The sequence below is a fragment of the Tabrizicola sp. genome (assembly GCF_022842145.1).
Taxonomy (GTDB): Bacteria; Pseudomonadota; Alphaproteobacteria; order Rhodobacterales; family Rhodobacteraceae; genus Tabrizicola.
Genome location: NZ_JALHQD010000012.1, coordinates 100,180 through 125,707, shown reverse-complemented (window position 1 = coordinate 125,707; position 25,528 = coordinate 100,180). Strand labels below are relative to the sequence as shown.

At 65.5% G+C, this 25,528-nt stretch carries 24 protein-coding genes; 1 reads left to right on the top strand and 23 read right to left on the bottom strand.

What is annotated here, in order from left to right; all coding sequences use genetic code 11:
• Positions 1-17 precede the first annotated feature (17 nt).
• The 15 genes from Q0C42_RS21090 to Q0C42_RS21020 form a co-directional block, all read right to left on the bottom strand.
• Positions 18-2,207, bottom strand: a complete 2,190-nt coding sequence (locus tag Q0C42_RS21090) for an FAD-dependent oxidoreductase (protein WP_295080880.1) — start codon at positions 2,205-2,207, stop codon at positions 18-20.
• A 3-nt stretch (positions 2,208-2,210) separates the two neighbouring features.
• Positions 2,211-2,657 carry a hypothetical protein gene (locus Q0C42_RS21085; protein WP_295080877.1) on the bottom strand — a complete coding sequence of 149 codons (447 nt, stop codon included), beginning with the start codon at positions 2,655-2,657 and terminating at the stop codon, positions 2,211-2,213.
• Positions 2,658-2,821: 164 nt separating this feature from the next.
• Entirely contained in the window at positions 2,822-3,799 is a 978-nt protein-coding gene (locus Q0C42_RS21080) for a cupin domain-containing protein (protein ID WP_295080875.1), read from the bottom strand.
• Positions 3,796-4,254, bottom strand: a complete 459-nt coding sequence (locus tag Q0C42_RS21075; protein ID WP_295080872.1) for a hypothetical protein — start codon at positions 4,252-4,254, stop codon at positions 3,796-3,798. Before Q0C42_RS21075 ends, Q0C42_RS21080 begins: the two co-directional genes overlap by 4 nt.
• Positions 4,251-4,721, bottom strand: a complete 471-nt coding sequence (locus Q0C42_RS21070) for a cupin domain-containing protein (protein WP_295080869.1) — start codon at positions 4,719-4,721, stop codon at positions 4,251-4,253. Before Q0C42_RS21070 ends, Q0C42_RS21075 begins: the two co-directional genes overlap by 4 nt.
• A 49-nt stretch (positions 4,722-4,770) precedes the next feature.
• Complete coding sequence (locus tag Q0C42_RS21065) at positions 4,771-5,196, bottom strand: hypothetical protein (RefSeq protein ID WP_295080867.1); 426 nt, start codon at positions 5,194-5,196, stop codon at positions 4,771-4,773.
• Between the two features lie 159 nt (positions 5,197-5,355).
• Positions 5,356-6,567, bottom strand: coding sequence for an acetyl-CoA C-acetyltransferase (locus Q0C42_RS21060; protein WP_295080864.1), 1,212 nt, complete (start codon positions 6,565-6,567; stop codon positions 5,356-5,358).
• 241 nt (positions 6,568-6,808) lie between these two features.
• Positions 6,809-7,438 carry a glutathione S-transferase family protein gene (locus Q0C42_RS21055; protein ID WP_295080927.1) on the bottom strand — a complete coding sequence of 210 codons (630 nt, stop codon included), beginning with the start codon at positions 7,436-7,438 and terminating at the stop codon, positions 6,809-6,811.
• 53 nt (positions 7,439-7,491) lie between these two features.
• A complete protein-coding gene (locus Q0C42_RS21050) occupies positions 7,492-9,264 on the bottom strand; it encodes an acyl-CoA dehydrogenase C-terminal domain-containing protein (RefSeq protein ID WP_295080862.1) in 1,773 nt (590 codons plus the stop codon).
• Positions 9,265-9,315: 51 nt separating this feature from the next.
• Positions 9,316-9,717, bottom strand: a complete 402-nt coding sequence (locus Q0C42_RS21045) for a MerR family DNA-binding transcriptional regulator (RefSeq protein WP_295080859.1) — start codon at positions 9,715-9,717, stop codon at positions 9,316-9,318.
• A 196-nt stretch (positions 9,718-9,913) separates the two neighbouring features.
• Positions 9,914-10,738, bottom strand: coding sequence for an aldo/keto reductase (locus tag Q0C42_RS21040; RefSeq protein ID WP_295080856.1), 825 nt, complete (start codon positions 10,736-10,738; stop codon positions 9,914-9,916).
• Positions 10,739-10,794: 56 nt separating this feature from the next.
• The gene (locus Q0C42_RS21035; RefSeq protein ID WP_295080853.1) at positions 10,795-11,214 is read right to left on the bottom strand and encodes a hypothetical protein; all 420 of its coding nucleotides are present in this window, start codon (positions 11,212-11,214) and stop codon (positions 10,795-10,797) included.
• 18 nt (positions 11,215-11,232) lie between these two features.
• Positions 11,233-12,255 carry an aspartate-semialdehyde dehydrogenase gene (locus Q0C42_RS21030; protein ID WP_295080850.1) on the bottom strand — a complete coding sequence of 341 codons (1,023 nt, stop codon included), beginning with the start codon at positions 12,253-12,255 and terminating at the stop codon, positions 11,233-11,235.
• A gap of 90 nt (positions 12,256-12,345) precedes the next feature.
• Positions 12,346-13,515, bottom strand: coding sequence for an MFS transporter (locus tag Q0C42_RS21025; protein ID WP_295080847.1), 1,170 nt, complete (start codon positions 13,513-13,515; stop codon positions 12,346-12,348).
• A gap of 21 nt (positions 13,516-13,536) precedes the next feature.
• Positions 13,537-14,775 carry an MFS transporter gene (locus Q0C42_RS21020; RefSeq protein WP_295080845.1) on the bottom strand — a complete coding sequence of 413 codons (1,239 nt, stop codon included), beginning with the start codon at positions 14,773-14,775 and terminating at the stop codon, positions 13,537-13,539.
• Positions 14,776-15,006: 231 nt separating this feature from the next.
• Here Q0C42_RS21020 and Q0C42_RS21015 point away from each other — a divergent pair, with 231 nt between their 5' ends.
• On the top strand, positions 15,007-16,617 hold the full coding sequence (locus tag Q0C42_RS21015; RefSeq protein WP_295080842.1) for an alpha-amylase family glycosyl hydrolase: 1,611 nt from the start codon (positions 15,007-15,009) through the stop codon (positions 16,615-16,617).
• A gap of 43 nt (positions 16,618-16,660) precedes the next feature.
• Here Q0C42_RS21015 and Q0C42_RS21010 read toward each other — a convergent pair whose 3' ends face one another.
• Genes Q0C42_RS21010 through Q0C42_RS20975 form a run of 8 tightly spaced genes read right to left on the bottom strand, consistent with a single transcriptional unit; the run spans position 16,661 to position 25,520 of the window.
• Positions 16,661-18,565 (bottom strand): beta-galactosidase, encoded by a 1,905-nt coding sequence (locus Q0C42_RS21010; protein ID WP_295080839.1) that lies wholly within the window; start codon positions 18,563-18,565, stop codon positions 16,661-16,663.
• Positions 18,562-19,398, bottom strand: a complete 837-nt coding sequence (locus Q0C42_RS21005; protein WP_295080836.1) for an SMP-30/gluconolactonase/LRE family protein — start codon at positions 19,396-19,398, stop codon at positions 18,562-18,564. The genes Q0C42_RS21010 and Q0C42_RS21005 overlap by 4 nt, the downstream gene beginning before the upstream one ends.
• The gene (locus Q0C42_RS21000; RefSeq protein ID WP_295080833.1) at positions 19,395-20,012 is read right to left on the bottom strand and encodes a 2-dehydro-3-deoxy-6-phosphogalactonate aldolase; all 618 of its coding nucleotides are present in this window, start codon (positions 20,010-20,012) and stop codon (positions 19,395-19,397) included. The genes Q0C42_RS21005 and Q0C42_RS21000 overlap by 4 nt, the downstream gene beginning before the upstream one ends.
• Positions 20,009-20,935, bottom strand: a complete 927-nt coding sequence (locus Q0C42_RS20995; protein ID WP_295080830.1) for a 2-dehydro-3-deoxygalactonokinase — start codon at positions 20,933-20,935, stop codon at positions 20,009-20,011. The genes Q0C42_RS21000 and Q0C42_RS20995 overlap by 4 nt, the downstream gene beginning before the upstream one ends.
• Complete coding sequence (locus Q0C42_RS20990) at positions 20,932-21,696, bottom strand: SDR family NAD(P)-dependent oxidoreductase (RefSeq protein ID WP_295080827.1); 765 nt, start codon at positions 21,694-21,696, stop codon at positions 20,932-20,934. The genes Q0C42_RS20995 and Q0C42_RS20990 overlap by 4 nt, the downstream gene beginning before the upstream one ends.
• Positions 21,693-23,756: an alpha-galactosidase gene (locus Q0C42_RS20985; RefSeq protein WP_295080824.1), complete on the bottom strand. Its 2,064-nt coding sequence runs from the start codon at positions 23,754-23,756 to the stop codon at positions 21,693-21,695. The genes Q0C42_RS20990 and Q0C42_RS20985 overlap by 4 nt, the downstream gene beginning before the upstream one ends.
• Complete coding sequence (locus Q0C42_RS20980) at positions 23,756-24,601, bottom strand: carbohydrate ABC transporter permease (protein ID WP_295080821.1); 846 nt, start codon at positions 24,599-24,601, stop codon at positions 23,756-23,758. Before Q0C42_RS20980 ends, Q0C42_RS20985 begins: the two co-directional genes overlap by 1 nt.
• 1 nt (position 24,602) lies before the next feature.
• The gene (locus Q0C42_RS20975) at positions 24,603-25,520 is read right to left on the bottom strand and encodes a carbohydrate ABC transporter permease (RefSeq protein WP_295080818.1); all 918 of its coding nucleotides are present in this window, start codon (positions 25,518-25,520) and stop codon (positions 24,603-24,605) included.
• Positions 25,521-25,528: the final 8 nt, after the last annotated feature.

Genomic DNA, 25,528 nt, shown 5'->3' with positions numbered 1-25,528 from the left:
CACCCTACGCTTGCACGTCAGGCTGCAGCCTTTTCGCCCGCGAACCGGTCGTAGAAGGTCTGGCCCTTCTCGGCCATCTCGCGCAGGAGTGCGGGTGCCTGGAACCTGGGCCCGAACTGCGCCGTCAGTCCCCGACAGATATCCACCGCGCGCGGGGCGCCGATCATGTCCAGCCAAGAGAACGGTCCACCGGACCAGGGCGCAAAGCCCCAGCCCAGGATCGCGCCGACATCGCCTTCGCGGATGTCGGTCAGGACGCCTTCCTCCAGCGCGCGGACGGCTTCCAGGACCTGAGCGAACAGCAGGCGGTGCTGCACGTCGGTCAGCGATGGCTGCGCCTTGTCCAGCGGATACTTCGCCTCCAGCCCGTCCCACAGGCCCAGACGCTCACCCTTGTCGGAATAGGCATAGAAGCCCGCGTTGGCCTTCTTGCCCAGACGCCCCTCATCGGCCATCCAGAACAGGACCTTGTCCACCGCTTCGTCCGGATAGTCCGAACCCATCGCGGCCTTGGTCGCCTTGGCGATCTTCACGCCAAGGTCGATCGAGGTCTCGTCCACCAGCTGCAGCGGTCCCAGAGGCATTCCGACCAGCTTTGCGGCGTTTTCCACCAGCGCCGGTTCCACACCTTCGGCGACCATGCGGATGCCTTCGTTGATGTAGGGGATGATGCAGCGGTTGGCATAGAAGAAGCGGGCGTCGTTGACGACGATGGGCGTCTTGCGGATCTGGCGCACGAAGTCCAGCGCCTTTGCCACCGCGCGGTCACCCGTCGCCTTGCCGCGGATGATCTCGACCAGCATCATCTTGTCGACCGGGCTGAAGAAGTGGATGCCGATGAACTGCTCGGGCCGACCGGATGCCGCAGCAAGCCCGGTGATCGGCAGGGTCGAGGTGTTAGTCGCATAGATGCAGTCGGGTCCGACGGCGGCCTCGACCTTGGCGGTCACCTCGGCCTTGATCTTCGGGTTTTCGAAGACCGCCTCGACCACCAGATCGACACCGGACAAAGCGGCGTAGTCGGTGGTGGCGGTGATCCGGCCGAGCACATCGGCCTTCTTCTCGGCCGTCACCTTGCCGCGTTTCATCCCCTTGTCGAGGATGCCTTCGGCATGGGCCTTGCCCCGGTCGGCGGCGTCCTGTGCCGCGTCGATCAGCACGACCTCGATCCCGGCGTTGGCAGCGACATAGGCGATACCCGCGCCCATCATCCCGGCGCCGATCACACCCAGCTTGCGGACCGCCATCTCCTCGACCTTCGGCCGGTTGGCACCTTTCTCCAGCGCCTCCTTGTTGATGAAGAGACTGCGGATCATCGCGGTGGACGAGGGGTTCATCAGCACGCTGGTAAAGTGCCGCGCCTCGATTTTCAGTGCGGTGTCGAAGGGCACCAGGGCGCCCTCATAAACCGCCGCCAGCAAGGCCTTCGCGGCCGGATAGACGCCCATCGTCTTGCCGTGGACCATCGCGGAAGCCCCGACAAAGGTCATGAACCCCGCCGGATGGTAGGGCGCGCCGCCGGGCATCTTGTAGCCCTTGGCGTCCCAGGCTTTGACCAGATCGGCGTCGGTGGCGGAAAGCACCCATTCCTTCGCGCGCTTCAGAAGGTCATCGGGGACCACGACCTCGTCGATGATCCCCGCCGATTTGGCCGACTTGGGGTCGGACAGCTTGCCCTCCAGCAGGAACGGAGCCGCCGCCATCGCGCCAAGCTTGCGGACCAGCCGCGTCGTGCCGCCCGCACCGGGGAAGATGCCGACCATGATCTCGGGCAGGCCGATCTTCGCCTTGGGGTTGTCGGCGGCGATGATCCGGTGGCACGACAAGGGCAACTCCAGCCCGATCCCCAGTGCCGTGCCGGGCAGGGCCGCGACGATGGGCTTGCCGCCCTTCAGGGTCTTCGGGTCCATCCCGGCACGCTCGATCTTGCGCAGGACGTGGTGCATCTGCATGACCCCGTCGAAGATCACCTGCGCGCCCCCGGCCCGCATCTGCGCGATCACGTTCAGGTCCATTCCCCCGGCGAAATCCTTCTTGCCGGAAGTGATGATGACCCCCTTCACCGACCCGTCCGCCAAAGCCTGGTCGATCAGACCGTTCAGGGCCATGAAGGCCTCGGTCGACATGACGTTCATCGACTTCGATGAAACGTCCCAGGTGATGGTGGCGACGCCGTCGGCGTCGGTGGTCATGGTGAAGTCGGTCATTGGTTAGTGCTCCTCGGGCAACCAGTAATCATCGGAAAGCCGCGTCAGCAGCATCGGCCAGCGCGCTTCGTTGGTGGTGTTGTGGATCTGGATCGCCTTCCAGATGCCGTCGTAGCAGCCGATCCACATCTTCGAATGGAAGATGGGAAGGGCCAGCTTTTCGCCGGCCATCAACCGCGTGTCATAGACGCCGACAATATGTTCATTGCCCTGGAAGGTTACCGCCTGGACGGTCCGCTCCATATGCGTGACGCCTTGGCTTCGGATCATGTCGACGAAATCGTCAAACCCATCTTCCAGATCGGCGAGCGTCGTCACGTTCAATTTGGCCGACGAGGTCTGGATGCTGAGAGGTAACTGAATGCGGGCGGCATAATCCTCGAACCATTCATTCATCACGGCCTTTCCCATATCGTCCAGGTAGGCCTGCAGGATCGTGTTTGCCCTCATCCAGGGGTATCCTCCACGTTGGGTGCGCGGACCACCCAAAGGCTGGAGAGGCCGCTTTTGCGAAGGCGGCAATACACCCCGCAAAGCACAACCCTGGCGGGAAGTTCTGGTTCCGAAAATATTTTCGGATTTGAATGAGAAGTTGCTGCGCGGCACCGGTCGCATCACGTCACCTTCCGCGGCCAGCCGGGGTAGGCGGTGCCATCCTTGTGCGACAGGATCCGCAGGCCGTCGCGGCGCGTGTAATGCAGGTCGATGTCGGGATAGGTGACCTCTTCCTCGGGCAGGCGGGAGCCCACGACGAAGTAGGTCGCGGGCAAGTGCGTCCGATTTTCAAGGCAATGGCCGTCGGCGACGCCGGCGGGCCAGCAGACGCAGGTGCCAGGCGGCAGGTCCTGGGGCCCCCCGTCCTGATGCAGGGTCACGATGCCGTCGAGGGTGTAAAGGAACTCGTCTTCCTCCGCATGCCAGTGGCGCTGGCTGGACCGCGCTCCCGGCATCAGCGTTTCGGTGAAGGCGCCGAACTGGGTCAGCCCGCCGGCGTCGGACAGCGGCTGGGCGACGTAGGTGCCAAGCTCGTCAAAAAGGCCAGCAGCAGACCCCGGGTCGCTGTTGCCCGCGACCGATCCTGCCCGGATCACGTTCGGACGGTTGGTGCCATCCCAGGGCCGGCCCCAAGGCGCCCGAAGGTTCAGAAGCTCTGCCGGGAGGTTCCCGCCTTTCAGCACGGTGCCGTCCGCCGCCTCGATCCGCCAGGTGGTGTCCTCGTTGATCTGGCGGCGGCCGTCGTCGGGATAGGTGCAGATGTCGCCCCGGCAGCGCGAGCCGACGATCAGCCAGCGCGCAGGCACGTCGCCGCGGTTGGTCAGGTGGTGGCCGTTGGGCTGACCATGCGGCCAGCAGCAGGCATCGCCGGGGAAAAGGTCGGTCAGGCCGTGGTCGTCGCGCAAAGTGGCGGTTCCCGACAGCAGATACAGAAACTCGTCCTCGGCGGAATGCCAGTGCCGGTGGCTTGACCAGGCGCCGGGGGCCAGAGTGTCAAGATAGGCGCCGAACTGGGTCAGCCCGCCCGCCTCGGACAGGTGCAGGGTGTGCAGGCCACCCTCCCCGCCAAGGGGTGTACGGGTGGGATCGACGATCATCCGCTGACCTTCGGGGCAAGCGACTTCACATGGTCGAAGATGTCGTTCGTGCTCAGCGGCCAGCGACCCGCCTCGACCTGTTCGTAATGCGCCTCGGAGAACAGCCACAACTCGCCACGCCGCACGAGGACGTGGCGCGACAGATAGGGGTAGGCCACCCGCTCACCGTCGGCAAGGATATGGGTGTGGTGCGAGCCTTCGATCCGGTTTCGGTCGACGTAGTCCGCCGTCCGGGCGATGCGTTCATAGTGGGTGACGCCCCGCGACAAGAGACCCGCGCGCAGGGCATCGAAGGTCGGCCGAAGCTCGGCGACCGACGACACCAGAAGATGCGCCGTCGCGGTGTGGACCAGATAGGGAAGGTCGAAGGTCGCCGCGTGGCGGGCAAAATCCCCCGCGATCACCGCGCTTGATCCGGCATTCAGGGCACCCTGATAGATGTCCAGCGGGTTCATCGCGGTCCCTCCCAGTCCGAGCCATCCTTGTAGGCAAAGCGGGCCCGCCCGGCCTCGATCTCGACCATCAGGTCGACGTCGGAATAGGTCGCCACCTCGCGCGGGGCCTTCGAACCGACGACGAGGAATCGCGCCACCCGGTCCGAGCGGTTGATGAACTGGTGCCCGTCCGCGGCTCCCGCCGGAAAGGCCGCGCAATCGCCCGCCTTCATCAGCGTTTCGCCCGCATCCTGGACCAGAGTGCATTCGCCCTCGGTCACCATGACGAACTCGTCTTCGTGACGGTGCCAATGCCGCAGGGAGGACAGCGCGCCCGGTTCCAAGCTGACCAAGTTCACCCCGAACTGGGTCAGTCCGCCCGCATCGCCAAGGCGAAGCGAGGAACGACCCCTCATCATGCTGGCATAGGGTTCCGGGTAGATCGATCCGGTCTTCACCGGCACCTTGGCGAGGTCAATCACGGGCATTCGCGTCCTCCTGCGGTTGGGCTGTGGCCCGACCCGGAGACGCCCGGAGTCAGGCGGACAGTGCGAGAGCCTCGAACTCCTGATGCAGTTCGGGCATCGACAGGCGCGTATAGTTGACCATCTCGACGCGCGGGCCAAGAGCGGTCGTGCGGCAGTAGTAGATCGCCGAGGAAACGCGCATCTCGCCCGAGGGCATCACCAGTTCCTGCCAGTCGACCCAAAGCCGGTAACGGCCATCGCGCGGCAGTTCGACGGCCCGGATCTTCGGCTGCAGGGCCACGACGCCCTCTTGCAAAAGCGACCGCCGCAACACCGCGAAGACCAGGATCGCTTCCTCCGGTCCATTCAGCAGCATCCGCTGTTCGGGCAAAAAGACGGGAAGCGGGAAGATATACGACCCGATCAATTCGTCGATCCGACCGGCCAGAAGCAGTTCGCCCCGACGGCGGAAATGGGATGTTACCTGGGAATGCATAGCAAAGTCGCGCCTTAGATCTGATTGATGAAGGATCCATCTTGGGAGAATCACCCATGGCGCGACGTAGGATTGCGACAGAGAATGTGCCGTCGGCGACATGGGTCGCGACTTCTGCTCTTCTCGCGAAAAATTGCCCAGACGCCCCGCGCACAGGTTTCAGACCCGCTCGATGATGGTGGCAGCCCCCATCCCGCTGGCGATGCAAAGGGTTGCAAGGCCCATTGCCTTGTCCTGCCGCTCCAACTCGTCCAGCAGGGTCCCAATGATGATCGCACCGGTCGCGCCAAGCGGGTGACCCATCGCGATCGATCCGCCGTTGACGTTCACCAGTTCGGGGTCGACGTCGAAGGCCTGTTGAAAGCGCAGAACGACAGAGGCGAAGGCTTCGTTCACCTCGAAGAGATCGATGTCGCCGATCTGCAGGCCCGAGTCCTTCAGGATCTTCTGCGTCGCCGGGACCGGGCCGGTCAGCATGATCGTGGGATCAGTGCCGATCTTGGCCGTGGCCCGGATGCGGGCACGGGGTTTCAGCCCGTGCGCCTTGCCGAATTCCGCACTGCCGATCAGCACGGCGGCGGCCCCGTCCACGATGCCGCTGGAGTTTCCGGCGTGGTGGATGTGGTTGATCCGCTCGAGATGCGGATATTTCATCATCGCGACCTTGTCGAAGCCGGGCATCACCTCGCCCATCTCCTTGAAAGCGGGCCGCAGCGCGCCCAGCGTCTGCATGTCGGTGCCGGGGCGCATGTATTCGTCGGTCGCAAGGATCGGCAGACCGTTTTGGTCCTTGATGACCAGCACCGATTTCTCGAACCGCCCTTCCGCCCAGGCCTGCGCCGCCCGGCGCTGGGATTCCATCGCCAGGGCATCGGCCATGTCGCGGGTAAAGCCGTATTCGGTGGCGATGATATCCGCCGAAATGCCCTGCGGGACGAAGTAGGTCTTCATCGCCAGCGACGGATCGACGGCAATCGCCGCCCCGTCCGAGCCCATGGCGACCCGCCCCATCATCTCGACCCCGCCCGCGATATAGGCGTGACCCGCGCCGCCCTTCACCTGGTTGGCGGCAAGGTTCACCGCCTCCATCCCGCTGGCGCAGAAGCGGTTGATCGCCAGCCCCGGAATGCGTTCGTCCAGGTCCGAGGCCAGAACGGCCGACCGTGCCAGACACCCGCCCTGTTCGCCGACCTGGGTGACGTTGCCCCAGATCACATCCTCGACCGCATGGCCTTCCAGCCCGTTCCGATCCTTGACCGCGTTCAGCACCTTGGCCGACAGCGCGACCGAGGTCAGCTCGTGCAGGGCACCATCGGCCCGTCCCTTGCCACGCGGACTGCGGACGGCGTCGTAGATGAAGGCGTCGGTCATAGGGCTACTCCTTGATGTTCGGTCTCAACAATCCGTTCCAACAGACGCGCTACCTGGCTGGCTTCGTTTGCAGACAAGGTGCAACCTGATGTCTCCGACCTGAAGGCGAAGTAGATTCTGAAGGGATTGGTAAGGTGGCAGATCGTCACTTGTCGGTTGATTTCGTGCTTCGCAACGAGGTCTCCGCCATAGTGGAGTCGTTGAATGCGTCGGCCCAGGTTGCGAAAGATCCCTCTCACCTTCATTGGGGAAAGGCCCGCGTCAGCAGGTCGTAGGGGTGTTTCCAGCCGGGCAGGGCGCTGATGCGATCCAGCCAGCGGTCGATGTTGGGCCAGTCCTTGCGGTCAAAGCCGTAGGGCTCGGGGTAGTAAAGATAACCGCAGCAGGAGAGGTCCGCGATGGTGACGGCCTCTCCCGCGACCCAGTTGCGGCCTTCGAGGTGGTCGTTCAGCACGGTGTAGGCGGCCTTCAGGCGGCCTTGCAGGAAGGGGATCACCGCCTCGGGGCGTTTCTCGGGCGCCAGGAAGTTCATCAGGAACCGCGTGGTGCCGATGGCGGTGGAAAGCTTGTGGTTGTCCCAGAAAAGCCAGCGCAACACCTCGCGCCGTTCGGCGGCCGAGCGGCCCCCCAGCTTCCCGGTCTTCGAGCTGATGTAGTCCAGGATCACCCCCGACTGCGTCAGCGTGGTGTCGCCGTCGACCAGCACCGGCACTTCGCCCATTTCGTTGATCTGCTTGAACTCCGGGCTGCGCGCCTCGCCCTTGAAGAAGTCGACGAAGACAGGCTCCCACTCAAGGTCGGCCATCTCCAGCGCCAGGGCGCATTTGTAGGCGTTGCCGCTCTCGCCGAAGGAATAAAGCTTCATGGCCAGTCTCTCCCGTAGGGTGTCGGACGGGCCGTCTGGCCCGCCCCTCGGGCAGAAGCCTAGAACGCCTCGGCGGTCAGCGCCATGACGGTGTCCGCGCCGGTCTCGATCCGGGCCAGATGCATTGCGCAGGCGGGAAGCTGACGGGCCATGTAGAACCGGCCCGTGGCAATCTTCGCCTCGTAGAAATCGCGGTCCGCAGCGCCTGCGTCCAGCGCGTCGTAGGCCGCCTTCGCCATGCGGGTCCAGACCAGGCCCAGGCAGACATGACCCATCATGTGCATGAAGTCATAGGACCCGGCCAAAGCGGCATTGGGGTTCTTCATGCCGTTCTGCATGAAGAACATGCCCGCCTGCTGCAGCGCCTTTGACGCGGCCTTCAGCGGCTCGACAAAGCCCTTCATCCGGTCGTCGCCCTCGTGCGCCTTGCACTCGGCCTTCACCAGATCAAAGAACGCCATCACATGCTTGCCGCCGTCGGTGGCCAGCTTGCGGCCGACCAGGTCAAGCGCCTGCACGCCGTTGGCACCTTCGTAGATCATCGCGATCCGGGCGTCGCGGGCGAACTGGGACATGCCCCATTCCTCGATATACCCATGCCCGCCGTAGACCTGCTGCGCGGCAACCGCCATTTCGAAGCCCTTGTCGGTCAGGAACCCCTTTAGGACCGGCGTCATCAGCCCGATCAACCCGTCGGCATCCATGTCCCCGGTATGCGCGCGGTCGATCAGGGTCGCTCCCCAGAAGGCGAAGGCGCGGGCGCCCTCGACGAAGCTCTTCTGCTCCATCAGGTTGCGGCGGATGTCGGGGTGGACGATCAGCGGGTCCGCCGGGCCCTGGGGGTTCTTCACCCCGGTCACATCGCGGCCCTGCAGGCGGTCCTTGGCGTAGGCGACAGAGTTCTGATACGCCGCTTCCGCCACCGCATAACCCTGCAGCGCCACGCCAAGCCGGGCCTCGTTCATCATCGTGAACATGGCCTTCATGCCCTTGTGGAGGTCGCCCAGCAGCCAGCCGGTCGCGCCGTCATAGTTCATGACGCAGGTCGCGTTGCCGTGGATGCCCATCTTCTCTTCGACCTTGCCCACGGACACCGCATTCCGGTCGCCTAGCGAGCCGTCGTCGTTCACCAGAAACTTCGGCACGATGAACAGGCTGATGCCCTTGGTCCCCTCACCTCCGCCGGGAGCCTTGGCCAGCACCAGATGGACGATGTTCTCGGCCATGTCGTGATCCCCGGCCGAGATGAAGATCTTCTGCCCGGAGATCTTGTAGCTGCCATCCGCCTGCGGTTCGGCTCGGGTGCGCATCATCCCCAGATCGGTGCCGCAATGCGGTTCCGTCAGGTTCATGGTGCCGGTCCATTCGCAGCTGACCATCTTCGGCAGCAACTTCTGCTTCTGGTCATCGGTGCCGTGGGCCACGATCGCCGAATAGGCGCCGTGGGTCAGGCCCTGGTACATGTTGAAGGCCATGTTGGCCGAAACGAAGGTCTCGTTCACCGCGGTGTGCATCAGATAAGGCAGACCCTGCCCACCATATTCCGGCGCCGCGTCCAGCGACATCCAGCCACCCTGACGCAAGGTGTCGAACGCTTCCTTGAAACCCTTCGGCGTGCGGACCACGCCGTTTTCCAGCACGCAGCCCTCGACGTCGCCCACCACGTTCAAGGGGGTCAGGATGTCCTGCGCGACCTTGGCGGCCTCGTCCAGGACCGCTTCGGTGAAGCTTCTGTCCAGATCCGCGTAGCCGGGAATGTCGGCTTCTGAAATCTTCAGAACGTCGTGCAGCAGGAACTGCATGTCCTTCACGGGGGCGGTATAGCTGGGCATCTTGTCCTCTTCCCTGGTTGTCCGCGCAAAGGGCGCGCGGGGTCGTGTCGTTCAGGCCGCGCGGTTGGGCACCAGACCCTTGGCCTTGGCGTCGGCCAGCTCGGCCTTCAGTTCGGTGATGGCGAGGTCCAGCTCGGCGCGCTGGGCTTCCATCTCTGCAAGGCGTTTCAACGCCAGCTCATAGGCCTTCTGGCGCTGTGCCGTCTGGCCGTTGTCCCGGTCGTAAAGGTCCAGCGTCTGCCGGATGTCCTCCAGGCTGAAACCGAAGCGCTTGCCCCGCAGGATCAGCGCCAGCCGCGCCCGGTCCCGCCGGGTGAACAGCCGCCGCGTGCCCATGCGGATCGGGGTCAGCAACTCCTTGGCCTCGTAGAACCGCAGCGTGCGGGGCGTCACGTCGTAGGCGTCGCACATCTCGCGGATTGTCATCACATCGGTTGGAACGTCAGATTTCATCGTCAAGCTCGTCATCAGGGAGGGCATCATGGCCGGCAGATGCGAACCCTGGGACATGAATACCAGAGCAGTTGACGTTAACGTCACTGTGACGTCACGTCAGAAATCCGCCTGACGTGAAGTCAGTCGGCGCGTGGCAACCTTGGCGGGTGACGTTACGGCAAGGTCGGGGGTTGGCGGCCCCGCCCGGTGCGCGTTATCCCATGTTGAAATCCGAGGGATCGGGGCCGCACCGTTTGCCTTCGTCCAGGGTGGCGATGGCGGACATCTCGGCTTCCGTCAGGCTGAAATCGAACAGCGCAAGGTTTTCGGCCAGCCCTTCGGTCCGGGTGGATCTCGGAATGACCGAGGCACCGATCTGGACATGCCAGCGCAGGATCACCTGCACCGGAGACTTCCCCGTGCGTCGCGCGGCGGCCTGCACCGGGGCGGCGTCGAAGCTGCGACCCTGGCCCAAGGGCGTCCAGCTTTGCGTGACGATGCCATGCTTGTCGTGGAACGCGCGGAGGGCGCGCTGCTGGAGGCGTGGGTTGATCTCGACCTGGTTCAGAACGGGGGTGACCCCCGTCTCGCCGATGATCCGTTCCAGATGCGGCTCCTTGAAGTTCGACACGCCGATGGACAAAGCCTTCCCTTCCTCGCGTAACCGGATCAGCGCGCGCCAGGTGTCTAGGTAAAGGTCCTTGGCGGGGCAGGGCCAGTGGATCAGCAGAAGGTCGACATGGCCAAGGCCAAGCCGCTTCAGACTGGCTTCGGCAGCGCGCAGCGTCTTGTCGAAGCCCTGCTCGCTGTTCCAGACCTTTGTCGTGACGAAGACCTGGTCACGCGGCAGGCCCGACGCGCGGATGCCGTCGCCCTGACCCTCCTCGTTGCCATAGATCGCCGCGCCATCGACCAGCCGGTAGCCCATCTCCAGCGCGGCGGCCGTGGTTTCGGCGGTGGTGGCGGATGGGACCTGCCAGAGGCCGAAGCCAAGCTGCGGGATCTGGCGGCCGTCGTTGAGGGAAAGCATCTGGGTCATGGGAGGTCTCCTGTCGGGCGGACAGGAAAGCCCGGGCGGCGGGCGGGTGCAAGGGGTCAGGGCCGGGCGAGCGCCTGGACGGCAAGACCAGGCCGGGGGTGGCCGGGGAAGCCTGCTCCGAAACGTCGGACGAGGTCGAGGTAGGCGGGTCCGACCTGGCTGGATTTGCCGAAGGGATCGCCGGTGCTGGCATCGACAAGGAGAAGCCCGCCGCCCGAGGGTATGAATCTCAATCCGCGCTCGGCCAAAGCCCTCTGCAGCTGTCCCCAACTCTCGGACCCGGCCAGTGCCTCCGCGACGAGGAGACGAAGTCGAGCGAGGAGCCGCTCGTCGATGACTTCGTCACTCCTCGCTTTGCGGCTGTCTGCGCGCTTCACCTCAAGGCGGACGAGGTCGCGCAGCACAGCACCGGGCGTTTCGTCCCGTTCGCGGCACAGCAGTTCGAACCGCCGCCACAGCACATCGTCGCAATTCATATCAGGGTTAAGAAACCCTTAGCCCTTCTTGAGGACCTTGGACCCCAGCAGCTCGGCGATCTGCACGGCGTTCAGTGCCGCGCCCTTCCGAAGGTTGTCGGACACGCACCACAGGCTCAGCCCGTTGTCGATCGTCGAATCCTGCCGGACGCGGGACACGTAGGTCGCATATTCGCCCACGCATTCGATCGGCGTGATGTAGCCACCGGGTTCGCGCTTGTCGATCAGCATGATCCCCGGCGCCTCGCGCAGGATGTCCTGGGCTTCCTGCCAATCCAGGAAATCCTCGAACTCGATGTTGATCGCTTCGGAGTGGCCGACGAAGACCGGGACCCGCACACAGGTCGCGGTGACCTTGATCTTGGGGTCGAGGATCTTCTTCGTCTCGGCCACCATCTTCCATTCTTCCTTGGTCTCGCCCGAGTCCAGGAAGACGTCGATCTGCGGGATCACGTTGAAGGCGATCTGCTTCTGGAACTTGCGGGCCGGAACGTCGTCGACCGGGTTGTAGATCGACTTGGTCTGGTTCCAGAGCTCATCCATCCCCTCCTTCCCGGCACCCGAAACGGACTGGTAGGTGGCCACAACGACGCGCTTGATGCGGGCGCGGTCATGCAGCGGCTTCAGGGCCACGACCATCTGCGCGGTACTGCAGTTGGGGTTGGCGATGATGTTCTTCTTGGCATAGCCCATGATCGCGTGGGCGTTCACTTCCGGCACGATCAGCGGCACGTCGGGGTCGTAGCGGTACAGGGACGAGTTGTCGATCACCACGCAACCCGCCGCAGCGGCCTTGGGCGCATAGATCTTGGTCGCGTCCGACCCCACGGCGAACAGCGCGATGTCCCAGCCAGTGAAGTCGAAGGTGTCCAGGTCCTTGGTCTTCAAGGTCTTGTCGCCAAAGCTGACTTCGGTGCCCAGGGATTTTCGCGACGCCAGCGCCACGATCTGGTCAACCGGGAACTCACGCTCGGCGAGGATGTTCAGCATTTCGCGGCCCACGTTGCCCGTGGCACCCGCGACGACGACCTTGTAGCCCATCGGGGTTCTCCTTTGATAGTCCCAAAGGTGGGACGGGCGGCTGTTAGCGCATGGTCCGCGCGGGGGGAAGCGGATTCGACGGGTGCGGCGTCAGTGCGGACGGTCCTGTGACAGAAGATAGACGGCCAGACCGATGGCGGTGGCCACGGCGAAGAACAGGAACACGGCCTCATAGGGGGCAGCCCCCGGCGTTGCCGGAGTCGCCGCGTGGATGCGGCCCGTGACGATCTGGGCAATACCGATGGGCGCGATGCCGAAAAGGTTCAGAAGCGTCACCCCCCGGCCGGTCAGGTGCGGCGGCACGAAGGACCGGCCATGCGCCAGCACGATGGGAAAGCTTGCGCCGAAGAACCCGGCCGCGATCAGAAGCGCCGTCGCCATCGCCGGCGGGGCTGCCGCAAACCACCACAGCCCGAAGAGGCAGGCCAGCGTCACCGCGTTCCCCACCACAACCACCAGCTTCCGCCGACCCAGCCAGCGGTCCAGCGGGCCATAGGCGAAGTTCCCCGCCACCATCGCCAGCCCCATCCAGAGGCTGATCTCGCCGATCCCCAGCTGATCCGCGCCGTGGACGTCCGCGAAATACGGCCCGATCCACAGCCCCCGCAGCCCGGCGATGGGGGCATAGCAGACCATCATCATGATCAGGATCGGCCACAGGACCGGCATCTTCAGAAGTTCCAAGAGCGACCCGCCCCGCGCGCCCTCCAGACGCTCCGGGTCGCGCACCAGCAACAGGATCGCCAGCGCCACCGCCCCGGTGATCGCCGCAATGCCCAGCACCGTCTCGCGCCAGCCGAAAGCCGTGACCGCCCAGGACAGCGGCAGCGACGACGCGACATTGCCCAGCGTGCCTACCCCCAGCGTCAGCGCCGCCAGCGTCCCGAAGGCGGCGGCCGAGAACTGGCGGGCGAAGATGAAGTAGCTGGCCATCAGGACCGGCGCGCAGCCGACCCCGATCAGCGCCATCGCCAGCTTGATCTGCAAGGCCCCGGTCGCCTGGCTGAACACGACCGCCCCCGCAGCCCCCAACGCCAGAAGGACCCCCGTCGTCAGCCGCGGCCCCACCTTGTCCAGCCAGGCCCCGATCGGGATCTGCATCGCGGCAAAGGCCAGGAACCACCAGCCCGACGCCGAGGCGAGGTCGGCCGCCGAAAGGCCCAGGTCCGCAGCCAGCACCGGGCTCATCACCGCCAGGAAGGCACGGTAGAACTGGCTCAGGACATAGGCCAGGACGAGGGCGGCGATACCGACTTTCACGAAAGGACTTCCCCGTTCAACCTATGCCGCCTGCGCGACCATCTGGCGCTCGCGGATCGGCAGGTGGACGATGGCGCTGAACGCCCCCACCCCGACCCCGATCCACCAGACCAGCGTGTAATCGCCGTTCAGATCATACATCCGGCCGCCCAGCCAGACGCCAAGGAAGCTGCCGATCTGGTGGCTCAGGAAGACGAAGCCGTACAATGTGCCCATGTAGCGCACGCCGTAGATCTGCGCCACGAGCCCCGAGGTCAGCGGCACCGTCGCCAGCCAGAGCGAGCCCATGACCGCAGAATAGACCAGAACGCTGGTGGGCGTCATCGGCAGAAGGATGAAGATCGCCGAGGCCAGCGTCCGTCCGGTGTAGATCGCAGCCAGGAGGTACTTCTTCGGGAAAAGCCCGCCCAACCAGCCCGACAACACCGACCCGCCGATGTTGGCCACCCCGATCACCGCAATCGCCGCCGCGCCAAGGGCCGAGGTCGTCCCGATGCCCATCCCCGCCAGCATCCCGCTCGGATCAATCGGCCCGCAGACCTCGGTGATGAACGCCGGAAAGTGCGCGGTGATGAAACCCAGCTGGTAGCCGCAGGAGAAGAACCCCAGGAAGATCAGCATGTAGGACGGATCGCGCAGCGCGCGGTTCAGGACCGTCAGCATCGGCTCGGATGGCTCGCCATGCGCGTTGGTCTTGGCGGGCGGCTTCAGGATCGGCAGCGCCAGAAGCGCCAGCAGGATCACCGCGGCGAAGATCAGGAACACGGTCTGCCAGGGGAAGCTTTGCAGCAGGATTTCGGCCGCGGGTGGCCCCAGCACCTGCCCGGCCGACCCGATGGCCGACCCGATACCCAGCGTCAGGCTCCGCCGTTCCGGCGAAGCGGCGCGACCGATCAAGGGCAGGATGATCCCGAACCCGGTTCCCGCGATGCCGAAGCCCACCAGGATCGCCAGCGCCTGATGCTGGCCGGGCGTGACGGCATAGGCCGACAGCACGAGGCCCAGCGAATAAAGCAGCGCGCCGATGATGATCGTCTTGCGGTCGCCGAACCTTTCGCCAAAGGCCGAGAACAGCGGTTGCCCGATCCCCCAGGCCAAATTCTGGATCGCGATCGCCATCGAAAAGTCGGCCCGGGGCCAGCCGAACTCGGTGGCGACGGGGATCTGGAAGACGCCGAAGCTTGCCCGGATCGCGAAGGAAATCATCAGGATCGTGCAACCGGCGATCAGGACGGGAGTGAAGATTGAGGCTTTCGACATGCACGGCGCTCCGGGTCAGGCGGGCAACCTGCGCGCGTGGCCGGACAGGGTCAACCGCGATATTGTCACCGTTACAGCCGTCCACACCGGCCACTTGGCGGGGCAGGACGTGGCGGAACTGCCGCAGAGCGCGGGATTCTGCGAGCCCGCGCGGCACTGCAACCGCTTTGGTCTTTTGCAGCGGCTGGCCTGCCGCTATGGGCCGCATGAATCCGGAAAATGGAGTGGGGAATGTCCGACTGGTGGCGTGGCGCCGTGACCTATCAGGTCTATCCGCGGTCCTTCCAGGACTCCAACGGCGACGGCGTGGGCGACCTGCCGGGAATCACCCGCCGGTTGGATCATCTGGCTGACCTTGGCGTGGACGCGGTCTGGCTCTCCCCCTTCTTCCGCAGCCCGATGAAGGACATGGGCTACGACGTCAGCGACTACTGCGACGTCGACCCGGTCTTCGGCACGCTCGCGGATTTCGACACGTTGATTGCCCGCGCGCATGAGTTGGGGCTGAAGGTCATCATCGACCAGGTCCTCAGCCACACCTCGGACCAGCACCCGTTCTTCGCCGAAAGCCGCCGCGACCGGATGAACGCCCGCGCCGACTGGTACATCTGGGCCGACCCGAAACACGACGGCACCCCGCCCTGCAACTGGCTGTCGGTCTTCGGCGGCTCGTGCTGGCAATGGGACGCGCGCCGCAAGCAGTATTACCTGCACAACTTCCTGACCTCGCAGCCCGACCTGAACTACCACAACCCCGCCGTCCAGGACTGGGCTCTGGAAACCATGCGCTTCTGGCTGGAACGCGGTGTCGACGGCTTCCGCTTCGACACGGTGAACTACTTCTTCCACGACCCCCTGTTCCGCGACGACCCGGCGGATTACCGGGTGAAGAAGGAACCCGAGGGCAACCCCTACGGGATGCAGTACCACATCTTCTCGAAGAACCAGCCCGAGAACCTCGCCTGGATGGAACGCATCCGGGTCCTGCTGGACGAATACGGCGCGGCCTCAGTGGGCGAGATGGGCGAGGCGCATCACGCCATCCGCATGATGGGCGAATACACCGCCCCCGGCCGCCTGCATCAGTGCTACTCGTTCGAATTGATGGGCTACGAATTCGACGCCGCCTTCTTCCGCGATCGGGTGGAGGGCTTCTTCAAGGGTGCCCCAAACGGCTGGCCGATGTGGGCGTTTTCCAACCACGACGTCGTCCGACATGCCTCGCGCTGGGCCAAGCACGGCGAAAATGTCGACGACGTGGCCAAGCAGGCCGGGTCGCTGCTTCTGGCCTTCGAGGGTTCGATCTGTCTCTGGCAGGGCGAGGAACTGGGCCAGACCGACACGCCGCTGGACTTCGAGGAACTGACCGATCCGCAGGGCATCGTCTTCTGGCCTGAACCCATCGGCCGCGACAATACCCGGACCCCGATGGTCTGGGACGCCTCACCCCACGCGGGCTTCTCGCCGGTGAAGCCCTGGCTGCCGGTCAAGCCGGACCAGGCCGCGCGGCATGTCGAGGGGCAGAAGGGCGCGCAAGGCTCGGTGCTGGAACATTACCGGCAAGTGCTGGCCTTCCGCAAAGGCTCGGCCGCGCTGCGGGCGGGCAAGACCCGTTTTCTGGACCTGCCGGAGCCGGTGCTTGGCTTTGTCCGGGGCGAGGGGGAAGGGGCGCTTCTGTGCCTGTTCAACCTGTCGCCGGTGGCGCTGTCGGTCATCGTCGCAGGGGTCGCAGCCCCCGTCAGCCCCTCGATCCACGCGGTCCTGCAGGATGACCGCCTGACGCTGGGTCCGAATGCGGCGGCCTTCCTGCCGGTGACGGGCGCAGTCGCCGTGCAGGCCTGATGCAAGGGAGGGTGGGCAGATTGCCCACCCTACGCCTGCGCGGTTACAGCGCCGTCCAGTGCACGCCGGCCGGCGGGATCGTCACGCCGCCCCATTCGGCCGGAACCGGGTTGTAGTTGAACAGGAACCGGTGCGTGGCGGTATCGCGCCGGCGCAGGCCCTCGGGCAGCGGGTCGCATTCCAGCCCTTCCGCCGTGCAGGCGCGCAGGAGGATGCGCGTCAGCGCCTGTTCGTCCGGCCAGCCCGCCAGGTAATGCAGCTTGCCCGCCGCAACCAGTGCCGGCCAGCCATCCTCGGCCGCCTCGACCACCTGGGCCGTCCCTTCCAGCTTCTCGCGCCAGTTCACCAGCGCACCACCATGCGCCAGTGGCACCGGAACATCCGGCGGCAGGCTTTCCACCCGCGCAACCACCGCGTCCAGCCCGGGCAGGGCGGGCGGCAGCGGCACCGGTATCGCGAAATCCGGCGTCTTGGAGTTCGTCCGCGGCCCCAGGATCGCCGTGCCGCCGAACCCGGCCAGCGCGCCCTTCAGCTGGTCGGACAGGGTGAAGATGCCCGGCGCCAGCACCAGCTTGTAAGCCGTCAGGTCCGTCCCATCGGGCCGGACGATGTCCACATTCAGCCCCAGCCGCCGCAACCCCTTGTAGATATGGAACACCAGCCAGAAATACTGGAAGCTCCGCCCCTGCGGCTGGATCGCCCAGGCCCAGTCCGAGGCATAGTCGAAGACCAGCGCCACCTGTGCCGCACCCGTCCCGGCCTCGGACGGCATCGCGGCCAGTTCCTGCGCGACCTGCTCGGCCTCGCCGAAGGCCTGTGCCGGGGCGCTGTCGGGGCGCAGAAGCCCCGCGTGCATCTGTTCCTGCGCGAACGGAGCCTGACGCCAGCGGAAGTAGCACACCGCCTCCGCCCCATGCGCAAAGGCCTCCCAGGCCCAAAGCCGCGCCATTCCCGGCAGGGGATCGGGGTTGTAGGGCGCCCAGTTCACCGGGCCGGGCTGCTGTTCCATGATCCACCAGCGGCCCTTGCCCACGGCGCGGTAAAGATCGTGGTGGAAGGCCTGGAAATCCGGGTCACCCTGCCGCACGAAACGCCGCTTGTGCTCGGCGTCGGCCGGGATGCGGTCGGACAGGAAACCCAGGGGATAGCTGTCCCAGGATGCGATATCTAGATCGTCGCCCATCGCGAAATGGTCGAATTCGGTAATCGCGCCCATGTAGTTGTGCGCCACGGGTGCGGTCGAGTGCTTGCGGAGGATGTCGACCTGCAGCTTGTTGAAGCTGACCACCTCGTCACTGGCAAAGCGGCGGAAGTCCATCACGTGGCTGGGGTTCGGCTCGGTCACTGTCAGGTTCGGCAGACCGACCTCGTGGAAGTCGCGGTATTCCATCGACCAGAAGACATTGCCCCAGGCGCGGTTCAAGGCATCCGGCGACTGGTACTTCTGGGCCAGCCAGTCCTGGAACGCGGCCTTCGCGGCCTCCGAGTACGACAAAGTGGTCGCATGGCAGGCGTATTCGTTGTCCGTCTGCCAGGCGGCGACGTGGGGGTTCCTGCCGTAACGCTCGGCCATCAGGGTCACGATCTTCGCACATTCCGTGCGATAGCCCCGGTGCGAGAAATCGTAGTGCCGGCGCGAGCCAAAGCCGCGCGTCTTGCCGTCCTTGTCGACGGCCAGCATGTCGGGATGCCGGTCCAGCATCCAGCGCGGCGGCGTCGCCGTCGGGGTGCCCAGAACGACCTTCAGGCCCTGCGCGCCCAGCGTTTCGATCGCGCGGTCCAGCCAGGCCAAGTCATGGCGCCCCGGCTCCGGCTCCATCCGGCTCCAGGCGAATTCGCCGATCCGGACCCAGGTCAGGCCCAGGCGCGCCATCCGGGCAGCGTCTTCCGCCCATTGCGCCTCGTTCCAGTGTTCGGGGTAGTAGCAGACGCCGAGCGTTCTTTTCATGCAATGACCTGAGGTTCGGGAAGGCCCTTGGCGACATCCGGAAAGGCGAAGACCTGACCCGAAGCCGGATGCTTCGCGCGTGCTTCGGCGTCCATGTGCTCAAGGGCGGTGGTGACGAAAAGGGTCGACAGGTCCGGACCGCCGAACGCGGGGCACGAGGATTGCGTCGCACCGGGGGTTTCGACCGCCTCCAGGAAGCTGCCGTCGGCGTCGTAGCAGGCCACCCGGCCCGCACCCCATTGCGCGTTCCAGAACCGGCCCTCGGCATCGATCACCGCGCCGTCCGGGTTCAGCCCCGCACGGGCAAGGTCCAGCCAGACCTCGGGTTCGCCCGTCGGCCAGCCTGCGCTGTCCAGTGCGACCTTCATCACCTTGCCGGTTGCAGTGTCCGAAAAATGTGCCGCCGTCCCGTCCATCGCAAAGCAGATTGAGTTCGGGATCGAGACGTCCTTGTAAAGCTGGCGCAACTCGCCGCGATACCAGCGCCAGACGGCCCCGGCGCCCTTTTCGGCCTTCTTGCCCATCGTGCCGAACCAGAACCCGCCCTGCCGGTCGGCGCGGCCGTCGTTCGAACGCGTGTCTGCCGTCCCGGCCGCGACGACCGGAGTGCGGGTGGCCGTGGTCAGGTCAAAGCGGAAGAGCCCGGCTTCCGAGGCGATCATGAGCTCGTCCCGGCTGATCCAACCAGCGGCCGAGACATAGACGTCGAAGGGCCACGACGTCGCCTTGGAATGCAGCGTCCGGTTCAGGATGTCGAACCAGAACAGCTCGTTGCGCTGCGGGTGCCAGAGCGGGCCTTCACCCAGCTCGCAGGGGCGTGCGTCGTAGATCATGCGAACACCGCGTCATAGGCCGCGACGATGGTGGCAGCTTTGCTGGCGATTTCGTCGGTCGAAAGTCCCGGAGTGTAAAGCGCGGTCCCGATGCCAAAGCCCTGCGCCCCCGCATTGGCCCATTCGGCAAAGTTCGACGGCCCCGCGCCGCCGACGGCATAGACCGGCAGATCCTTTGGCAACACCGCGCGGAGCGCCTTCAGCCCCTCCGGCCCGATCAGGCTGCCGGGAAACAGCTTCAGTCCCGTGGCACCGGCCTTGATCGCCGCGAAGCATTCGGTCGGGGTCATCACGCCGGGCCAGGACGCCATGCCCTGCGCGCGGGTGGCGGTGATGACATCGGGGTCGCAGTTGGGCGAGACGACAAGGTTGCCGCCCGCGGCCTTGACCAGCTTGACCTGTTCGACCGTCAGCACGGTACCCGCGCCGATCTCGGCGTCCGGCACCGCAGCGGCCATCGCAGAAATCGAGGCAAACGGGTCGGGTGAGTTCAACGGAACTTCGATCCGGGTAATCCCGGCGGCCACCAGCGCCTTGGCCGCCGCGGCGGCCTCGGGCGGGGTGATGCCGCGCAGGATGGCGATCAGGTTTCGCCGTTCAGGATTGTGGGTCATCTGGCGCCCTCGGTCTGGGGGGAAAGCGAGGCAAGCCCCGCAAGCGTGCATTCGGTGGCGTTCAGGCGTTGGGCGTCCACGCCTTGCGCCGAAAGCGCGCGGGCATAGGCGGCCGAAAGCTTCTCGGCTCCGATCAGGGTGACGCGCTGGCCCAGCCAATACGGCTTGGCAGCGGCAAGTTCGGTGCCGATCAGCAGCCCCGAAAGCCTAGCCCTCGCCGCCTGCGGCGAAAGCCCGGCGATCAGCCCCTCGGCCCGCAGCGAAAAGAGCCGCGCCCCCAGCTTCTCCGGCTTGGACAGGGCGTCCGAGACCGCAGTATCGAAGGCCGCGTCGTCCCAGCCGCCACCCTGCATCCCGTGGCGCAGGACCGAAGCCTCGGACAACAGCGCGAACATCTCGCCGGTCATGAAGGTCTGGAAGCTGACGATTTCACCGGCCGAGACATGCACCCATTTCGAATGCGTCCCCGGCAGGCACAGCACGCCGTCGTACCCCGGCAACAGCCGCAGCGCGCCCGCGATCTGCGTCTCCTCGCCGCGCATCACGTCCGCGGGTTGGGTCTGCTTCAACCCCGGAGCGATGGCGACGCGAAGGCGGGCGTCGGTCGTCGGCGCCATCACCTGCCCGGCCATGTCCAGAGGCGTGCAGGGAACCGTCCGATAGGGCGCCTCGCACCAACCCTGGCGGCTGCCGACCATGCCGCAAGCCACGATCGGGGGCTTCTCCTCCAACCACGGCCCGATCAGCCGCAGCAGCGCCGGCTCGAACCCGTCGCGCGACAGCTTGCCCATGCCCTCGTCGCTGGTCGCTTCGGCCAGCACGCGACCATCCCTCGCCATCGCCCAGGCGCGCAGGTTCGAGGTGCCCCAGTCGACAGCAATCCAGGCGGGGGCAGTTCCGGCGGGGGTCAAGGTCTCGGTCATCCGGAAATATATCCCCCGTCCAGGATAAGGGTCTGAGAGGTCATCATCTTCGCCAAATCGGACGCGAGGAAAAGCACCGTCCCCGCCACATCCTCGGGCTGGATCGGATCCGGCAGGCATTGCTTTTCCAGATGCTTCGCCAGCCCTTCGGGGGTCACCCACATCGATTTCTGCCGCTCGGTCAGCACCCAGCCGGGCGCCACCGCGTTCACCCGGATGCGGTCCGGCCCGAACTCCCGCGCGAGGGTCCGGGTCATGCCGACAATCCCGGCGTTCGCGGTGATGTAGGCGGCATAACCGGTGTCCGCCATCATGAAGCTGATCGAGCTGAAGTTGATGATCGACCCACCGCCCGCCGACTGCATCCCGGGAATGACCGCCTGACAGGCAAAGAAATACGACCGCAGGTTTACATTGATCGACCAGTCCCAGAAGGCCTGATCGGTCTTCAACGTCTCATGCCGCTGGTCGTTGGCCGCGTTGTTGACCAGCACCGTGATGGGCCCATGCGCCTTGGCCGCCGTTGCCAGTGTCAGCTGCAACTGGTCGGTGACCGAGATGTCGCAGGGCAGGAACAGCGGCCGGTTCCCCGTCGCCGCCGCCATCGCATCGCAGAACGCCGTGCCGTCCGACCGCTGGCAGAACGCGACCTTCGCGCCTTGGCGCAGGAAGGCCTCGGTCAGCGCCGCCCCGATGCCCGATCCGCCGCCGGTGACGAAGACGGATTGGTCCTTCAGGTCGGGGAAGACGGGGTCGGTCACAGCTTCAGTCCTTCGACAACCCACATCGTCGCGGGCCAAGCTACAGGCAAAAGAATGCCCTTGGTCATGAGCATCCGGCCGGTCAGCGTCAAGGGGCCATTCTTCAGGGCATTCGGCCCCCGCGACTGGCGCGGCGCGTCCTCGGGGTTGCGTAGGGAAACCGTGTAGCGGGCGTCGGGTTCCAGCCCGGTCAGCCGCAAGGGTCGCGGCAGGCTTTGACGGCTGGTCTCCGCCTGTCCGGCAAAGACCACGAACCGACCACCATCCGCCGCCACCTGCACCTCGGCCGTCACTGCCGGATCGTCGCTGTCCAACCGCAGGATCGTTCCCGCCATCATCCAGGCGCGGTTCTCTTTGTACCAGGCCGTCACCCGACCAAGGGTCAGCGCCTCGTCCTCGGTCAACTCGCGCAGGTCCATCTCAAAGCCCATGTGGCGCTGGGCGGCGACCCAGGACCGGAAGGCCATGGGCAGAACGCGCCCCGAGGTGTGGCAATGCCGCGGCCCGACATGGCTGCCGGTGATCGCCGAGGGCAGGAACAGCGCCGCGTCGGCTTGCATCCGCAGGCGTTCCAGCGCGTCGTTGCTGTCGGACAGCCAGACCCGATGCGTCCGCGCAAGGATACCGGAGTCGATCCGCCCGCCCCCGGATGCGCAGCTTTCGATCTCGACCGACGGATGCGCCGCGCGCAGCCGGTCGAACAGGTCGTAGGCCCCCCGCGTCTGGGCGGCGTCGACCACCGGCAAAAGCCGGTTGTGATCCCATTTGACGTAGTCGATTGGGTATTCTGCCAGAACGGCCGAAACCTGCCGAAACAGGCTCTCCCGCACCTCTGGCAGGGCCAGGTTCAACACCATCTGGTTGCGCCCCGTGGTCTGGTCCAGCGGCCCCAGCACCCAGTCGGGATGCGCGCGGTACAGATCAGAGTCGGGGTTCACCATTTCCGGCTCGAACCAGAGCCCGAAACTCATGCCCAGCGAGTGCACATGCCGGATCAACGGGTGCAGCCCCTCGGGCCACTTGCGCCGGTCGATGGCCCAGTCTCCCAAGGAGGAGGTGTCGTCGTCCCGTTTGCCAAACCAGCCGTCGTCCAGCACGAAGCGCTCCGCTCCAAGCGCCGCCGCGCGAGTGGCGAATTCGGCCAGCACATCCAGCTTGTGGTCGAAGTAGACCGCTTCCCAGCAATTGTAATGCACCGGGCGCGGGCGTGCGGCGTCCGGCCACTGCACGACCCGGTCGCGAAGGTCGCTCTGGAACAGGGTGGCGATGCCATTCAGACCCGTGGTCGAGGCGCAGGCGATCAGTTCGGCGGTCTCAAAGCGCGTCCCCGCTTCGGTCTCGGCCCCAAGGGGATGCCCGAACTGCACCTGACGGCGGCCGTCCGGCAACTCTTCGGCGATCATGCGGTGCCCGCCGGACCAGCCGTAATGCAGCGCCAAAGCCTCGCCGCGGGTGTTGGTGCAGCCTTCGCCCGCCAGGATCAGATAGGGCGGATGTTCCTGCCCCGACCGCCCGGTCCGCGCTTCGCGGGTCCGGATGCCGGGGGCCCACGGCGAGCGGATCAGATGGAACTCGCCCACCCACTTGCCGTGGACGTCGATCATCTCTCCCGACTGCGGCGCGGGCAGAACCGGCGCGGCCAGCCACTGGACGCGGATTGGCCGGTCCGCGGAAAGCCGGGTTTGCAGCGTGATCGTGCCGGTCGTCCGCGCCTGCAGCACATGGGTCAGCACCAGGCCGGGGGCGGTGGAGATCAGCTCCAGCCGACCCGCCGTCCCTTCGGCCCGGTCGAAGCGGAAGGCAGGCAGCAGCGCGGTCCCGTCCGCCTCGGCTAGCATATGCCCAGGCTGACCCTGAAAGGCGCGGCCCGGCTCGGGCGACAGGGAGAGGGACGGCAGAATGTCCAGCATCCCGCCCGTCAGGTCGTGCCGGGCGGCCAGGGCAAGCTGGCCCAGATCCTCGGCTTCGGGCAGGGCAGGACCCCAGTAGATCACCTCGGGGATACCGCCTTCGGTCGCAAGGGCAATGGTCTGCCCCTGCGTATCAACACGCCAATGCATTACTTCACGGCCCCAAGCGTCAGACCGGCGATGAAGTGCTTCTGCATCAGGAAGAACATCGCCACGGGCGGCAGGGCAGCAAGGATCGATCCGGCGCTGACCAGATGCCACTGGGCGATCCACTGGCCGTTCAGGGACGACAGGCCCGCCGTGATCGGCTGGCTGTCGACGCCTTGGGTCAGCACGGTGGCCCAGAAGAAGTCGTTCCAGATGAAGGTGAAGACCAGCACCGACAGCGCCGCGATGGCGGGGCGCATCAGGGGCAGCACGATGTACCAGAAGATGCGCCATTCGCTGACGCCCTCGACCCGGGCAGCCTCGATCAGCTCATAGGGCAGGGCCTTGATGAAGTTCCGCATGAACAGCGTGCAGAAGCCAGTCTGGAACGCGATGTGGAACAGCGCCAAGCCGTACCAGGTGTCATACATCCCCAGTTGCAGCGTCATGTCCCGGACCGGGACCATCAGGATCTGGAACGGGACAAAGTTCCCTGCCACGAACATGAAGAAAACCAGGATATTCGCCCGGAACCCGTAGACCGCCAGCGCGAAGCCCGTCATCAGCGACAGGCTGACCGCGCCGATCACTGTGGGGATCGTCACCCAAAGCGAGTTGATCATGTACTGCCCGATCGGCGTCTCGGTGAAGATATAGACGTAATTCTCCCACGCGATGCCGGAGGGCATCCCGAAGTAGTTCCCCTGCGCCAGGTCCGAGGCGGGCCGCAGCGAGGTCAGTGCGACGCCCAGAAGCGGAAACAGCCAGACGATCAGGGCGATGGGAAGGGCGACGGCGTAAAGCCACTGCGCGGTGGTCGAGGATTTCTGGATCGGACGCGGGAACATCTCAGCGCTCCTTCTCGTCGCGCCACATCTTCCAGATGAAGCCCGAAATGAAGATCATCATGATGGCGAAAAGGACGACCGCGATGGCCGCGCCGTAGCCCATCCGGAACCCGAACTCGCCCAGGGCCATCTCGAACATGTAGTAGGACAGCACCCGGGAAGACCCGAACGGCCCGCCGCTCGTCATGATCGACACCAGGTCGAAACTCCGCAAAGCGCCGATCACGGTGACAATGACCGCGATGAAGGTGGCAGGCCGCAACTGAGGCAGCACCACATACCAAAGCATCCGCCAGCCCTTGGCCCCATCCAGCCGCGCCGCCTCGATCTGGTCGGGTGCGACGTTGTTCAGGCCGGTCAGATACAGGATCATCACATAGGCGATCTGCGGCCAGAGGCCCGCTGCAATGATGCCGTAGGTGACAAGGTCAGGGTCGGCGAGGATGGCGGTGCCCTTGCCGGTGATCGATTCCGTCAGCAGATAGAACAGCCCGAAGTTCGGGGCGTAGAACCACGCGAAGATCAGGCCGACGACGACCTGGCTGATCACGAAGGGGAAGAAGAACAGGGACTTGTACAACCGGATGCCGGTCACCGTCTGGTTCAGGAAGATCGCGATGAACAGCCCGATCGGCAGCGCCAGCATGTACAGGACCAGCCATTTCAGGTTGTTCCAGAGGCTCGTCTCGAACGCCGGGTCCGTCATCAGCTCGGAGTAGTTGGCTGTGCCCACAAAGGTCCCGGTGAACTCGCCATCCTGGTTGTAAAGACCGTTCCAGTCATAGAACGACAGCGTCACGCTCTGGATGATCGGCCACAGCACATAGACGCCGAACATGAACAGCCCGGGCGCCAGGAACAGCCAGGGTGCCAAGGTCCTCTGGTTCCAGCGTCTCGCCGCCTGCGATGCCTGTGCCATGTCTTTCC

Coding starts and splice junctions, on each gene's coding strand:
- Q0C42_RS21005 (WP_295080836.1), bottom strand. CDS start 19,398: ATGATCTACGACGCACGCCCCTGCGAGCTGGGTGAAGGCCCGCTCTGG.
- Q0C42_RS21080 (WP_295080875.1), bottom strand. CDS start 3,799: ATGATCGTCGATCCCACCCGTACACCCCTTGGCGGGGAGGGTGGCCTG.
- Q0C42_RS21085 (WP_295080877.1), bottom strand. CDS start 2,657: ATGAGGGCAAACACGATCCTGCAGGCCTACCTGGACGATATGGGAAAG.
- Q0C42_RS21020 (WP_295080845.1), bottom strand. CDS start 14,775: ATGTCGAAAGCCTCAATCTTCACTCCCGTCCTGATCGCCGGTTGCACG.
- Q0C42_RS21010 (WP_295080839.1), bottom strand. CDS start 18,565: ATGAAAAGAACGCTCGGCGTCTGCTACTACCCCGAACACTGGAACGAG.
- Q0C42_RS21035 (WP_295080853.1), bottom strand. CDS start 11,214: ATGAATTGCGACGATGTGCTGTGGCGGCGGTTCGAACTGCTGTGCCGC.
- Q0C42_RS21075 (WP_295080872.1), bottom strand. CDS start 4,254: ATGAACCCGCTGGACATCTATCAGGGTGCCCTGAATGCCGGATCAAGC.
- Q0C42_RS21015 (WP_295080842.1), top strand. CDS start 15,007: ATGTCCGACTGGTGGCGTGGCGCCGTGACCTATCAGGTCTATCCGCGG.
- Q0C42_RS21040 (WP_295080856.1), bottom strand. CDS start 10,738: ATGACCCAGATGCTTTCCCTCAACGACGGCCGCCAGATCCCGCAGCTT.
- Q0C42_RS21060 (WP_295080864.1), bottom strand. CDS start 6,567: ATGACCGACGCCTTCATCTACGACGCCGTCCGCAGTCCGCGTGGCAAG.
- Q0C42_RS20985 (WP_295080824.1), bottom strand. CDS start 23,756: ATGCATTGGCGTGTTGATACGCAGGGGCAGACCATTGCCCTTGCGACC.
- Q0C42_RS21030 (WP_295080850.1), bottom strand. CDS start 12,255: ATGGGCTACAAGGTCGTCGTCGCGGGTGCCACGGGCAACGTGGGCCGC.
- Q0C42_RS21070 (WP_295080869.1), bottom strand. CDS start 4,721: ATGCCCGTGATTGACCTCGCCAAGGTGCCGGTGAAGACCGGATCGATC.
- Q0C42_RS20980 (WP_295080821.1), bottom strand. CDS start 24,601: ATGTTCCCGCGTCCGATCCAGAAATCCTCGACCACCGCGCAGTGGCTT.
- Q0C42_RS21050 (WP_295080862.1), bottom strand. CDS start 9,264: ATGCCCAGCTATACCGCCCCCGTGAAGGACATGCAGTTCCTGCTGCAC.
- Q0C42_RS21045 (WP_295080859.1), bottom strand. CDS start 9,717: ATGAAATCTGACGTTCCAACCGATGTGATGACAATCCGCGAGATGTGC.
- Q0C42_RS21000 (WP_295080833.1), bottom strand. CDS start 20,012: ATGACCCACAATCCTGAACGGCGAAACCTGATCGCCATCCTGCGCGGC.
- Q0C42_RS21090 (WP_295080880.1), bottom strand. CDS start 2,207: ATGACCGACTTCACCATGACCACCGACGCCGACGGCGTCGCCACCATC.
- Q0C42_RS20995 (WP_295080830.1), bottom strand. CDS start 20,935: ATGACCGAGACCTTGACCCCCGCCGGAACTGCCCCCGCCTGGATTGCT.
- Q0C42_RS20975 (WP_295080818.1), bottom strand. CDS start 25,520: ATGGCACAGGCATCGCAGGCGGCGAGACGCTGGAACCAGAGGACCTTG.
- Q0C42_RS21065 (WP_295080867.1), bottom strand. CDS start 5,196: ATGCATTCCCAGGTAACATCCCATTTCCGCCGTCGGGGCGAACTGCTT.